11 protein-coding genes and 1 tRNA gene are annotated in these 14,193 nt (G+C 34.7%); all 12 read left to right on the top strand.

The window, feature by feature from the left end:
* The first annotated feature begins 125 nt into the window (after nucleotides 1-125).
* The 12 genes from Q9968_RS06910 (at nucleotide 126) to Q9968_RS06965 (ending at nucleotide 14,184) form a co-directional block, all read left to right on the top strand.
* Nucleotides 126-1,679, top strand: coding sequence for a DNA-directed RNA polymerase subunit B'' (locus Q9968_RS06910; protein ID WP_305514795.1), 1,554 nt, complete (start codon nucleotides 126-128; stop codon nucleotides 1,677-1,679).
* Nucleotides 1,679-3,985 carry a DNA-directed RNA polymerase subunit B gene (gene rpoB, locus Q9968_RS06915; RefSeq protein ID WP_342765949.1) on the top strand — a complete coding sequence of 769 codons (2,307 nt, stop codon included), beginning with the start codon at nucleotides 1,679-1,681 and terminating at the stop codon, nucleotides 3,983-3,985. The genes Q9968_RS06910 and rpoB overlap by 1 nt, the downstream gene beginning before the upstream one ends.
* Nucleotides 3,986-4,011: 26 nt before the next feature.
* Nucleotides 4,012-6,792 (top strand): DNA-directed RNA polymerase subunit A', encoded by a 2,781-nt coding sequence (locus Q9968_RS06920; RefSeq protein WP_305514798.1) that lies wholly within the window; start codon nucleotides 4,012-4,014, stop codon nucleotides 6,790-6,792.
* 8 nt (nucleotides 6,793-6,800) lie between these two features.
* A complete protein-coding gene (gene rpoA2, locus Q9968_RS06925; RefSeq protein WP_305514800.1) occupies nucleotides 6,801-7,991 on the top strand; it encodes a DNA-directed RNA polymerase subunit A'' in 1,191 nt (396 codons plus the stop codon).
* An 8-nt stretch (nucleotides 7,992-7,999) separates the two neighbouring features.
* Nucleotides 8,000-8,299: a 50S ribosomal protein L30e gene (locus tag Q9968_RS06930; protein ID WP_305514801.1), complete on the top strand. Its 300-nt coding sequence runs from the start codon at nucleotides 8,000-8,002 to the stop codon at nucleotides 8,297-8,299.
* Nucleotides 8,300-8,305: 6 nt separating this feature from the next.
* Nucleotides 8,306-8,737: a NusA-like transcription termination signal-binding factor gene (locus tag Q9968_RS06935; protein ID WP_305514803.1), complete on the top strand. Its 432-nt coding sequence runs from the start codon at nucleotides 8,306-8,308 to the stop codon at nucleotides 8,735-8,737.
* Nucleotides 8,738-9,073: 336 nt separating this feature from the next.
* Nucleotides 9,074-9,499: a 30S ribosomal protein S12 gene (locus tag Q9968_RS06940; protein WP_004033029.1), complete on the top strand. Its 426-nt coding sequence runs from the start codon at nucleotides 9,074-9,076 to the stop codon at nucleotides 9,497-9,499.
* Nucleotides 9,500-9,512: 13 nt separating this feature from the next.
* Nucleotides 9,513-10,073 carry a 30S ribosomal protein S7 gene (locus tag Q9968_RS06945; protein WP_305514810.1) on the top strand — a complete coding sequence of 187 codons (561 nt, stop codon included), beginning with the start codon at nucleotides 9,513-9,515 and terminating at the stop codon, nucleotides 10,071-10,073.
* Between the two features lie 25 nt (nucleotides 10,074-10,098).
* Nucleotides 10,099-12,297, top strand: a complete 2,199-nt coding sequence (locus tag Q9968_RS06950; RefSeq protein ID WP_305514812.1) for an elongation factor EF-2 — start codon at nucleotides 10,099-10,101, stop codon at nucleotides 12,295-12,297.
* 151 nt (nucleotides 12,298-12,448) lie between these two features.
* The gene (gene tuf / locus Q9968_RS06955; RefSeq protein ID WP_305514813.1) at nucleotides 12,449-13,690 is read left to right on the top strand and encodes a translation elongation factor EF-1 subunit alpha; all 1,242 of its coding nucleotides are present in this window, start codon (nucleotides 12,449-12,451) and stop codon (nucleotides 13,688-13,690) included.
* A gap of 66 nt (nucleotides 13,691-13,756) precedes the next feature.
* Complete coding sequence (rpsJ, locus tag Q9968_RS06960; RefSeq protein ID WP_042691424.1) at nucleotides 13,757-14,065, top strand: 30S ribosomal protein S10; 309 nt, start codon at nucleotides 13,757-13,759, stop codon at nucleotides 14,063-14,065.
* A gap of 35 nt (nucleotides 14,066-14,100) precedes the next feature.
* Nucleotides 14,101-14,184, top strand: a tRNA-Ser gene (locus tag Q9968_RS06965).
* Nucleotides 14,185-14,193: the final 9 nt, after the last annotated feature.

A 14,193-nucleotide genomic window follows, 5' to 3' on the forward strand; every position in this document is an offset into this window, starting at 1 on the left:
ATAGTTATGAGTAAATTAAGAATAATGATTAAATGAATTAGTTAAACTTAGGTTTAATCCTAATTGAATTTTATTTTTATTTAGTTAATTATTTTTATTGCGTACGTAATTGCTGGAGGATATCCATGACAGAGAATAATTGGAAATTAGTTGATGCATTTTTTGACAAATATGATTTAGTGGATCATCATATTAAGTCATACAATGATTTTGTGAATAATAGAATTCAAAATATCATTGATATTACCGAACCTATCACTTTAGATGATGGTAAATACACTTTAAAAACTGGTAAAGTACGTATTGAAAAACCATCAAATAAAGAGGCGGACGGTTCTTATAGTGAAATCGATCCAACTGAAGCGAGACTTAGAAATTTAAACTATTCTGCAGACATGTACCTTGAAATGGCTTTAAATGGAGAAGGAGAAGATAATGAACTTGAAGAAGTATACATTGGTGAATTACCGGTCATGCTTAAATCTGACATTTGCCATCTCAATGGACTTGGTCGTGAAGAATTAATTGAGAAACATGAAGACCCTCAAGATTTAGGAGGATACTTTATTGTAAATGGTTCTGAAAGAGCTGTTGTTACAATGGAAGAAATCGCTCCAAATAAAATTATTCTTGAGCGTTTTGATGAACCTGAAGACAGACATGCAAAAGCTGTTGTTACTTCTATTAAAAGTGGTTTCAGAGCAAGAATCACTCTTGAATATAAAAAACCACGTAAAAATGGAGTATTTTTAAGAATTTCATTCCCTTACCTTCCAGGTGAAATTCCATTAGTTATTTTATTAAGGGCTCTTGGATTAGCCACTGATGAAGAGATTATTACAGCGATTTCAGATGATAATAACTTCCAAATGATGATTGCAGACGATTTACAAGTATCTTCTGAATCATTAAAATTAGATCAAAATGAAATGGATGGCATGTCTTTTGATGAAAGAAGGGATTATTTGCAGCTTGCCGCCATTAAATATATTGGTAATAGAGTAGCAAAAAATATGCCTAAGGATTATCGTTTAAAACGTGCTCGTGATGTTGTAAATCGTTATTTATTGCCTCACATGGGTACTGAAGAGGAAAGATGTTATGATAAGGCTATATACTTAGCTGAAATGACTGAAATGTTATTAGAAGTCATTGAACAAAAAAGAGAGCCCCATGATAAGGACCACTATACAAATAAAAGACTCAGAGTTTCTGGAGATTTAATGGAAGATTTATTCAGAGTTGCATTTACAAACTTAACTAGGGATATGAGTTATCAACTTGAAAGAAGTCTTTCTCGTGGTAAAGAGCTTTCAATTAAACAAGCTGTTAGAAGTGATGTTTTAACTGAAAATATTAAACATGCTATTGCTACCGGAAATTGGGTTGGTGGAAGAGCTGGTGTAAGTCAATTATTAGACAGAACCAGTTATATGGGAACCCTTTCTCATTTAAGACGTGTTGTATCTCCGTTAACAAGAAGTCAACCTCACTTTGAAGCAAGAGATTTGCACCCAACTCAATTTGGAAAAATATGTCCAAACGAAACCCCAGAAGGACCTAACTGTGGTTTGGTAAAGAACTTGGCTTTATTGTGTAATATCTCTGAAGGTTCAGATGAACAAGAGATTATTGACGTGATTGAAGCAATGGATGTTGAATTGATCAAGGAGGTGTGATGTTGTCTAGAATTAAAAAACCTACTACTGATGAAAGAAAAGCATTCTATTACTTTGGATTTGATGCTATAGTTTCTTACAATGAAATTATTGGCAGAATTGAAGAATTAAAAGAAGTTGCTGCTAGCAATGATAAATTTGTAGAAAGAGTTAATGAACATGCTGAAAATATTGAATTGTATTTTGATTCTGATGAAATGAAAAACGACGATTCAATTTTTGAACAATTTAATAAAGATAAACGTAGACAAAAATGGCAATCTTATAAAAAGGATTTCAAGGGTTTTGAATTTTCAGCTGATGAAATTTCTAGTGAATCAACAGATATTAAACCTGTAGAAGAAGAACTCACCAACACTACAGACTCTGTTGTGGAAGATGAGGATCTAGTTGATGCTATTGCACCTGCTGGTGATGAAGAAGAAATCATTGTTGAAGATGTTGAGGATAGAAAAGAAATCGCTCTTCCTCCGAGACAGAATAAACTTCATCAACCTAGGCGGGGTCAAACTAAAATTTACATTAACGGTGAACTTTTAGGTTATTGTAAAGATCCAGTAAACTTCACTAAGGAAATGAGAGAAAAAAGAAGAAATGGGGAAATCTCATATGAAATGAATATTACTTACTATGAGGATAACAATGAGATTTACATATTCAATGACCCTGGCAGAGCAAGAAGACCGTTAATCATCGTTAAAGATGGAATTCCATTGTTAACTGATGATCATTTGAACAAAATCGCAAATGGCAAACTTAAATGGGATAATTTAATTGAAAATGGTCTTATTGAGTATTTAGATGCTGAAGAAGAAGAAAATTCATATATTTCAATGAATTTAGCAGAATTAAATGAAGACCATACTCACTTGGAAATCGACCCGGCCACTATGCTTGGTATTTGTGCAGGAATTATTCCATTCTCAGATCACAACTCTTCTCCAAGGAATACAATGGAAGCAGGTATGACAAAACAAGCTTTAGGATTATATGTTTCTAACTATGCATTACGTACTGATACTAGAGCCCACTTATTACATCATCCTCAAACTCCAATTGTTAAAACACGTATTATAGATTCAACTAATTATGATTTAAGGCCATCTGGTCAAAACTTTGTTGTAGCATTAATGTCTTATGAAGGATATAACATGGAAGATGCAATGGTTATTAACAAAGGTTCTCTTGAAAGAGGACTTGCAAGATCTTCATTCTTTAGGGCATATGATACTTCAGAGAAAAGGTATGCTGGGGGTCAAGTAGACAAATTCGAAGTGCCTGATAAAAATATTAAAGGGTACAGGTCTGAAGAATCCTATAGAAACTTAGATGAAGATGGTGTTGTAAATCCAGAATCATATGTTGAATCTGGGGATGTTTTAATCGGAAAGACTTCACCGCCAAGATTCTTAGAAGAAGACTTTGGTACTGTTGCAGATAGGAGAAGGGAAACTTCAGTAACTGTAAGGCATGGAGAAAAAGGCATTGTCGATGCAGTACTTTTATCTGAAACTGTCGAAGGTTCAAGATTAGCTAAAATCAGAGTAAGAGATACCAGACAACCTGAATTCGGTGATAAATTTGCATCCAGACACGGTCAGAAAGGGGTTATTGGTTTAATATTGTCTCCTGAAGACGTACCATTTACAGAATTTGGTGTTGTGCCTGATTTGATAGTCAACCCTCACGCGATTCCGTCTAGGATGTCTATCGGTCAAGTATTGGAAATGGTTGCAGGTAAAGCAGGCTGTCTTGAAGGAGAACGTGTAGATGCAACCCCATTTAACCAGGCACTTGAAGATGAAATCAAAAAACAACTTATTGATAACGGATTTGAATCAGCAGGATGCGAATCCTTATACAGTGGAGTAACTGGCGAAAGATTAGATGCTGAAATTTTCGTTGGTGTTGCATATTACCAGAAATTACATCATATGACTACTGATAAAGTTTATGCTCGTTCAAGAGGTCCAGTGCAAGTACTTACACGTCAACCTACTGAAGGTAGAGCACGTGAAGGTGGTTTAAGATTTGGAGAAATGGAAAGAGATTGTCTTATTGCACATGGTGCGGCTTTAACCTTAAAAGAAAGACTTCTTGATGAATCTGACAAATATGAGGCCATAGTTTGTGAAAACTGTGGCATGTTAGCTGTATTCGATAAAAATAAAAATAAAAAATACTGCCCTATTTGTGGGGATGTAGAAACTTATCCTGTTGAAATTTCATACGCATTTAAATTATTATTAGACGAACTTAAGAGTTTATGTATTTTCCCTAAATTAGTTTTAGGAGACAAAGCATAATATAAATTATTAAAGGAGCCAATACATTGAAAGGATTTATAAAAAAAATTGAGCAAATCAACTTTGGGCTAATGTCTCCTGAGGATATTCGTGCCATGTCTGTTGTGACTGTTGAAACTCCTGATACTTATGAGGATGATGGTTTTCCTATTGAAAAAGGTTTAATGGATCCTCGTTTAGGTGTTATTGATCCAAGTTTAGTTTGTAGAACTTGTGGATTTAGAGGTGGGGATTGTCAAGGACATTTCGGCAGTATTGAACTTGCAAGACCAGTTATTCACATTGGTTTTGGTGATATTATTCACAAAATTTTACGTTCAACTTGTAATGAATGTGGCCGTGTTCTTTTAAACGATGAACAAATCGCATATTTCACTGAAAAAATTCAGGAAGCAATGGATAATCGTGAAAGTTTGAGTAGTATCTTAAAAGAAGTTTATAAAGTAGCTAAACGGGAATTAAAAACAATGCCTGATGAAGATGAGGAAGTTGACCCTAAATATTGTTGTCCTCATTGTGGCGCACCTCAAGAAGCAATTGTATTAGATAAACCTGTTACTATTCGTCAAGGTGATTATAAATTAACCGCTTCTGAAGTCCGTGAAAGACTTGAAAGAATTACTGATGCTGATTCTTTTGTTTTAGGTGTAAACCCTGAAGTTGCAAGACCTGAATGGTTAGTTTTAACCGTATTGCCTGTTCCACCAGTAACTGTAAGGCCTTCAATTACATTAGATACCGGTGAGAGATCTGAAGATGATTTAACTCATAAATTAGTAGATATTTTACGTATTAATCAACGTTTACTTGAAAATATGGAAGCTGGAGCTCCACAATTAATCGTTGAAGACTTATGGGAATTATTACAATATCACGTTACTACTTACTTTGATAATGAAGCTAGTGGTGTTCCGCCTGCAAGACACAGATCTGGAAGACCTTTAAAAACTTTAACTCAAAGACTTAAAGGTAAAGAAGGACGTTTCCGTTCTAACTTATCCGGTAAACGTGTGAACTTTTCTGCACGTACTGTAATTTCTCCAGATCCAAATATCAGTATTAACGAGGTCGGAGTTCCAGAAATGATTGCAAAAGAAGTAACAGTACCGGTTTATGTAAATGAATGGAACATGGATGAAATGATTAAATACATTAAAAACGGATCTAATGTTCACCCTGGTGCAAATTATGTAATCAGAACAGATGGAAGAAAAATCAGAATACGTAATGAGGAAACTATTGAATTAATTCTTGAACAGTTAGAACCTGGTTTCATCGTAGAAAGACATTTAAAAGATGGGGATATGGTTTTATTCAATCGTCAGCCTTCATTGCACAGAATGAGTATGATGGCACATGAAGTTAAGGTTTTACCTTATAAAACTTTCAGATTAAACTTATGTGTATGCCCTCCATACAATGCGGATTTCGATGGTGACGAAATGAATATGCATGTATTCCAGACTGATGAATCAAGAGCGGAAGCTAAATCATTAATGCGTGTACAAGAGCACATTTTGTCTCCAAGGTTCGGAGGACCAATTATCGGTGCTATTCACGACCACATTAGTGGAGCATACTTGTTAACTCGTGATGGAGTTGAATTCACAGAAGAACAAGCTTTACAGATTATCAGAAAATCTCACTTAGCACTACCTGAATTCAAAGGTGGGCAATGGGTTTTAAAAACCGGGCTTGATTTAAAATCTGATAGTGAAATCCCTCAGGATATTGAGGAATCTTACATCTACAAAGATAAAGGTGCAATGTGGACAGGTAAAGAACTGTTCTCATTATTATTACCAAATGATTTAAATTTATCTTACAGTGCTGAAATTTCTAAATGTCCTGCAGTATACCCTGAAAGTGATGAAACCGTTGTTATTAAAAATGGTATTCTCAAACAAGGTGTAATTGATGAAGCTGCTTATGGTTCATTTTCAGGTAAAATCTTAGATAAAATTGTTAAAGAATATGGTCCTGGAAGAGCAAAAGACTTTTTAGATAGATCAACCGATTTAGCTATCTGCGGAATCATGAAAACAGGAATTACAACTTCCTTAAATGATGAAGAAATTCCTGAAGAGGCTAAAGACCGTATTAATGAGCACTTGGATAAAAAGATGGCCGAAGTAGATAAACTTGTAGAATCTTACGAAGAAGGGTATCTCCAAGCTTTACCTGGCAGAAGTTTAGAAGAAACCTTAGAGATGAAAATTATGCAAGTTCTAGGGGAAGCTAGGGACATGTCTGGTAGTATTGCTGAAAATTACCTCACTATGGGTAAACAATCTGATGATGACCCATATGAACATGTAATGGCAATTGAAAACCACTCTGTAGTAATGGCACGTACTGGTGCAAGAGCATCCATGTTGAACCTTACTCAAATTACCGCTTGTGTAGGACAACAAGCGGTTAGGGGTGGACGTATTGAAAGAGGATACTTAAACCGTACATTACCTCACTTTAAAAAAGGTGAGTTAGGAGCAAAGGCGAAAGGATTTGTACACTCAAGTTATAAATCTGGACTTGACCCTATTGAGTTCTTCTTCCACGCAATGGGAGGAAGAGAAGGTCTTGTAGATACAGCTATTCGTACTGCTCAATCTGGTTACATGCAAAGAAGACTTGTAAATGCGCTTCAAGATTTAAAAGTAAAACCATCTGGACTTGTTACCGATAATCAGGGCAATGTTATCCAAACCATGTTTGGGGAAGATGGGGTGGATCCTGCAAAATCAGACTTTGGTAAACCAGCTGAATTAAATAAACTCATTGATGAAATAAGAATGGAAAGCAAATAGGTGTAACTATGGATGATATTGAAACTAAAGTAATAGAAACTATTACTCAGCTTAATGATGATGAAAATTTAGGTATTGATTTTCCAGAAAGTTATATTGAAGATTTATCAAAAGCTTATATTAAAAGTGAGTTAACTGACGATGAATTAGCTGAACTTATCAGGAAACTTAAACAAGCCTATGACCGAGCTCACGTTGAAGCTGGCGAGGCTGTTGGAACAGTAGCTGCACAGTCTGTAGGTGAACCTGGTACTCAGATGACTATGCGTACTTTTCACTATGCAGGGGTAACTGAGTTAAACGTAACATTAGGTCTTCCAAGACTTATTGAAATTGTTGATGCAAGAAAAGATATCGCTACTCCAACCATGAATATTTATTTTAATGAAGAAAAACGTAACGATGAAGAATTTGTCAAAACTTTAGCCAATCAGATTGGTAAAAGTACCATAAATGATATTCTTTTAGATTTCAACTTAAACTATGGTACTATGGAAGTTGAAGCGAAATTAGATTCTAAAAAGATCGAAGAGAAAAGACTTGACCGAGAAGAGATTAATAGAGCAATTGAAAAACATTTCAAAAAAGCCGATATCAATGGTGATAAAGTTGTCATTCCTTCTTCAAAATCTGACAAATCTGATTCCAAATTCGAAATTCGTGAACTTCGTTTATTAGCAGATAAAGTTCGTGATTTACAAATTAGTGGTATTAAGAATATAGGTAAAGTCATTATCCGTCGTGATGATAAAGAATTTATTATACATACCGAAGGTTCAAACCTTAAAGAAATTCTGGATATGGATGGTATTGACTATATTAGAACCACTACTAACAATATTCATGAAATCGGCGAAGTTTTAGGTATTGAAGCAGCTCGCCAATCAATTATTAATGAAGCTCAAAATACCCTTTCTGAACAAGGTCTTAGTGTTGATGTAAGACATATCATGTTAGTTGCAGATATTATGACTTCTGAGGGTCATGTCAAATCCATTGGAAGACATGGTATTAGTGGTGAAAAATCAAGTGTTTTAGCTCGTGCAGCTTTTGAAGAAACAGGTAAACATTTACTTAACGCAAGTATTCGTGGTGAAGTGGATGATTTAACAGGTATCATCGAAAATATTATTATTGGACAACCAATACCTCTTGGTACCGGTTCCGTCGGTGTCAAAATGGATTATAAAAATGAATAGGAGGCTAGATGATGGACGTAGATAGAGGAATCAGGGTTGCTGTTGACACTGGAGATGTAACATTAGGCTCTGAAAAATCAATTCAATCTTTAAAATTAGGAAAAGGCCAACTTGTAGTAGTTGCTGCTAATGCTCCTAAAGAAATTATTGAAGATGTTGAATATTATGCAAATCTTTCCGAAATTCCATCCGTTGTATATGATGGAAGCAGTGTGGATTTGGGTTCTGTTTGTGGTAAACCTTTCACAGTTGCTACATTAATCGTAAACGATCCAGGAGATTCTACAATATTAGACGATTTGAGGTAGATTTAAGTGTCTATTAAATTTAGTGCAAATGAAATCAGATTCATAGCTCTTTTTGAAAATATGACTGGAGCAATGGTAAAGGATTGCATTATCGATGATGAACGTGGAAAAGTCACATTTGTAGTTAAAAATGGTGACATGGGACTTGCAATTGGTAAAAAAGGAAGTTCCGTATCTAAAGTTCAAAGAGCAGTTGATAAAGGTATTGAAATTGTAGAGTTAGATGATGATCCAATACAATTTATTAAAAATTGTTTATCTCCTGCAAAATTACAATCTGTTAAAATATCTCAAAAGCAATCTGGTGAGAGAATAGCTATTGTTACGACAGATAATGTCAATAAACGTATCGCTATCGGTAAGAACGGAATCAATATTGAAAGAGCTAAATTATTAGTGAATAGGCAATATAATATTGATAATATTATTTTAAAATAGCTTTGAGCTATTTTTTAATTTTTATTTTTTTCATTTGTTTTTTTTTAAAAATTTTTTTTTATTTTATTTTCATGCTAAAAATGAATACATTTATAAATGTGTATTAATATAAACCATCATAAGATATCTGTACTTTTTATAACATGACTATGTGTGCTTTTTGTCAATGTTTTGAATCATATTTCAAGATATCTTCTTTTAGGTAAATTATTTTATCTAATTAATTATTATCACTGATTGATATCTTTGAATTTAGATTGTACTATGGGGATAATAGTATAAATCGCAGCGGTGGATTCTTAGATATATTTTTAACAAAAAATTCGAGGAAAAATTATGCCAGGACTTTTTGCTGCAAAAAAACTTAAAAAGAACAGACAAAATTTTAAGTGGAAAGATGTAGATTATAAAAGGAAAGCTTTAAGATTAGATGTTAAAGCAGATCCTTTAGAAGGAGCTCCTCAAGCAAGAGGAATTGTAATTGAGAAAGTGGGGATAGAAGCAAAACAACCTAACTCTGCTATTCGTAAATGTGTACGTGTTCAGTTAATCAAAAACGGTAAACAATTGACTGCTTTTGCACCAGGTGACGGAGCTATTGGTTTTATCGATGAACACGATGAAGTAATGATTGAAGGAATTGGAGGGCCGTCTGGAAGATCCATGGGTGATATTCCTGGAGTCCGTTGGAAAGTTTCCAAAGTTAATAATGTAGCTTTATCAGAAATGGTAAGTGGAAAAATAGAGAAACCTGTAAGATAAGGTGGTTAAGTTTATGAGTAAATTATTTAATAAATGGGATCTCGATGAAGTAAAAGTTGAGGACTTAGGTTTAGTAAAATATATCTGCTTAGATGAAACTTTAGTTCCACATACTTCTGGTAGACATGTAAAAAGGCAATTTGCAAAATCTAAAGTATCTATTGTTGAAAGATTAATGAATAAAGTAATGAGAACTCATCTCAACTCTGGTAAGAAAAACAAAGCTTACAATACTGTTAAAGAAGCTTTAGAAATTATTAATAAGAGAACTAAAAAGAATCCTGTTCAGGTTTTAGTTACTGCAGTTGAAAATACTGCACCTCGTGAAGAAACTACTCGTATTAAATACGGAGGTATTGGATATCAGGTTGCTGTAGATATTTCTCCGCAAAGAAGAGTTGACCTTTCATTAGGATTCTTGACTAGAGGTACTTTACAATCTTCATTCAAAAACAGAAAATCTGTTGCTGAATGTTTAGCTGATGAATTAATTCTTGCTTCTGAAGGAGATTCAAGAAGCTTCGCTTTACAAAAAGCTGAAGAGAAAGAAAGAGTTGCTAAAGCAGCACATTAATCATATCATATTTTAGGTGGTTATTTTGAGTAGAAGAGACAAAATGATTGCAAAAATCAAAGAATTAATGTATGAACCTGAACAAATCAGAAATATTGGTATCTGTGCTCATATCGATCACGGTAAAACCACTTTATCAGATAACCTTCTTGCAGGTGCAGGAATGATTTCCGAAGACCTAGCTGGTGACCAAAGATTCTTAGATTTTGATGAACAAGAACAAGCTCGTGGTATTACTATTGATGCAGCTAACGTATCTATGGTACACGATTACAAAGAAAAAGAATATTTAATTAACTTAATTGATACTCCTGGTCACGTTGACTTTGGAGGGGATGTAACTCGTGCAATGAGAGCTGTAGATGGTGCAGTAGTTGTAGTTTGTGCTGTAGAAGGTATCATGCCTCAAACTGAAACTGTATTCAGACAAGCATTAAAAGAAAATGTAAAACCTGTATTATTCATCAACAAAGTTGACAGATTGATCAACGAGTTAAAATTAGAACCTGAAGAGTTACAAAACAGATTCTTAAAAATCTTCATGGAAGCTAATAAATTAATTAGAAACATGGCTCCTGAAGACAAAAAAGAGGAATGGAAATTAAATTTCACTGATGGTAGTGTAGCATTCGGTTCCGCATACCACAACTGGGCTATTAATGTTCCAACTATGCAAGAAACAGGAATCAACTTTAAGGATATTATTGATTACTGTAATGCCGATAATGAAAAAGAACTAGCACAAAAAGTACCATTATCTGATGTATTATTGGGTATGGTAGTGGAACACTTACCTTCTCCTAAAGAAGCTCAAGAATACAGAGTGCCTAACATTTGGGATGGAGACATTGACTCTCCTGCTGGCGAATGTATGATAAATACTTCTCCTGATGGACCTTTAGCAGTAATGGTTACCAACGTGTCTGTAGATAAACACGCTGGTGAAATCGCTACTGGTAGGGTATACGGAGGAGCTATTGAAAAAGGTACAGAAGTATACCTTGTCGGTTCTCACGGAAAATCTAGAGTGCAACAAGTTGGTGTTTACTTCGGTCCTGAAAGGGTTAATACTGATAGGGTTCCTGCAGGTAACATTGTATATGTCGCTGGTGCAAAAGGAGCTATTGCTGGTGAAACTTTATGTTCTCCTGAAGACAAAATTAAAGAGTTCGAAGGTTTGGAACACATTTCAGAACCTGTAGTTACTGTAGCTGTAGAAGCTAAAAATACCAAAGACTTACCAAAATTAATTGAAGTATTAAGACAAACTGGTAAAGAAGATCCTACAGTTAAAATTGATATTAACGAAGAAACTGGCGAACACTTAGTCTCTGGTATGGGTGAACTTCACTTGGAGGTTATCGGTTACAGAATCAATGACAAAGGTGTAGATATCACCACATCAGAACCGATTGTTGTATACAGAGAAACTGTAAGACAATTATCTCCACAAGTTGAAGGTAAATCCCCTAACAAACATAACAGATTCTACATTACTGTTGAACCTATTGAACCTGAGCTTTACGATGCAATCCAAAATGGCGAAATCAAAGATGGTAGAGTAAAAGGTAAAGAATCAGCTAATGACTTCATGGAACATGGTTTAGAAAAAGATGAAGCCAGAAGAGTTTGGGCTGTTCACAACAGAAGTATTTTCCTTAACATGACTCGTGGTATTCAATACTTAGATGAAGTTAAAGAGTTATTACTTGAAGGATTCGAATCAACTTTAGAAAACGGTCCATTAGGAAATGAAATTTCCATTGGATTAAAATTCAAACTCCATGATGCAAAACTTCACGAAGATGCGATTCACAGAGGACCTGCTCAAGTATTGCCTGCTATCAGAAACGCTATCTTAGGTTCCATGATGCTTGCTGAACCTGCATTACTTGAACCAATGCAAAAAGTAGTCATTGACACTCCTAATGATTACATGGGGTCATGTACTCGCGAAATACAAAACAGAAGAGGTCAAATTGTTAACATGGGTCAGGAAGGAGACATGGCAAGAATTGAATCTAAAGTTCCTGTAGCTGAAATGTTTGGTTTTGCTGGGGATATTAGATCCGCTGCTGAAGGCAGATGTTTATGGTCTACTGAAATTGCAGGATTTGAACCACTTCCACGTGAAATGCAAAATCAAATCGTAAAAGAAATCAGACAAAGAAAAGGCTTATCTGCAGAACCATTCCCTGCAAGCCACTACTTAGGTGATTTATGAAATTAAAATTTTAATCTTTTAATTTTTTAATTTTTTTAAATTTTTATTAAAATACATGAAAAAAACATTATCTTTTTATATGTTAAAAAACATATAAGGAATTTAAGCTATCATTTAAGCTTATTGTTAATATTATTAAAGAGGTTATATAATGGCAAAAGAAAAAGAACATCTTAACTTAGCATTTATTGGACACGTTGACCACGGAAAATCCACTTTAGTTGGACATTTATTATTAAAAGCTGGTGCAATTGCTGAACAACAATTAGACGACGGTGAAAACAAATTCAGATTTGTTATGGACAAATTAGGGGAAGAAAGGGAAAGAGGAGTAACTATCGATTTAGCTCACCAAAAATTCTCCACTAAAAAATACGACTACACTGTAGTAGATTGTCCTGGACACAGAGACTTCGTTAAAAACATGATCACTGGTGCTTCCCAAGCAGACGCTGGTGTTTTAGTAGTTGCAGCAGATGACGGTATTATGCCTCAGACTAAAGAACACGTATTCTTATCCAGAACTTTAGGTATTAATCAATTAATCGTTGCAATTAACAAAATCGATTTAGTCGATTACTCTGAAGACAAATACAATGAATTAAAAGAAGAAGTTAGTAACTTAATCAAAACCGTAGGTTTCAATCCTAAGGATGTACCTTTCATCCCATTATCTGCATTTGAAGGGGACAACATTAAAGAAGCAAGTGAAAACACTTCTTGGTACAAAGGCGACAGTTTAATTGATGCTTTAGATAAATTAACTCCACCTGAAAAACCTACTAATTTACCTTTAAGAATTCCTATTCAAGATGTTTACTCCATTACTGGTGTAGGAACTGTACCTGTAGGAAGAGTAGAAACTGGTTTAATGAAAAAAGGAGACAATGTTATCTTTGAACCTTCTGGAGCTTCCGGAGAAGTTAAATCTATCGAAATGCACCACGAAGTATTCGATGTAGCTGAACCTGGTGATAACATTGGTTTCAACGTAAGAGGTGTAGGTAAAAACGATATCAGAAGAGGAGACGTAGCTGGTCACATCGACTCTGCTCCTACTGTTGCTAAAGAATTTGATGCTCAAGTTGTTGTTTTACAACACCCTGGTGTAATTACTGTTGGATACACTCCAGTATTCCACTGCCACACTTCCCAAGTAGCATGTACTTTCTTAGAATTATCTAAAAAATTAAACCCTGCTACCGGTGCTGTTGACGAAGAAAACCCTGACTTCTTAAAAACAGGTAATGCAGCTATTGTTAAAATTAAACCTACCAAACCAATGTGTCTCGAAAATGCAAAAGAAATCCCTCAAATGGGTAGATTTGCTATCAGAGATATGGGTCAAACTGTTGCTGCAGGTTTATGTCTTAATGTTACTTCAGCTAAATAAGTTTGTAAACAATAATTAGAAAGTAATTTTTACTTTCTTTTCTTTTTGTTTTTTGGAGGAGAATAAATGAATCAAGCAAGAATTAAACTCACTGGAACTGATCCAGAAAAATTAGCATATGTTTGCGATCAACTTAAAAAAATCGCTGAAAGAACTGGTGTTGATTTGTCTGGTCCGATTCCGTTACCTACTAAAAAATTAGTAGTACCAACAAGAAAATCTCCTGATGGAGAAGGAAAAGCTTCTTGGGAAAAATGGGAACTCAGGATTCATAAACGTTTAATCGGTATTGGAGCTGATGAACGTGCTATGAGACAAGTTATGAAAGTCAACGTTCCTGATAATGTAAGTATTGAAATCGAACTTAAAGGTTAAATATTTAGATTTTTTCTAAATATTCCTTTCTATATGCCGAGATAGTCTAGTCTGGTAAGGCGCAGGACTTGAAATCCTGTGAGGGTTTCCTCGCCTGGGTTCAAATCCCAGTCTCGGCGTTTATATTT

This window comes from Methanobrevibacter sp. V14, from assembly GCF_963082475.1.
Taxonomy (GTDB): Archaea; Methanobacteriota; Methanobacteria; order Methanobacteriales; family Methanobacteriaceae; genus Methanocatella.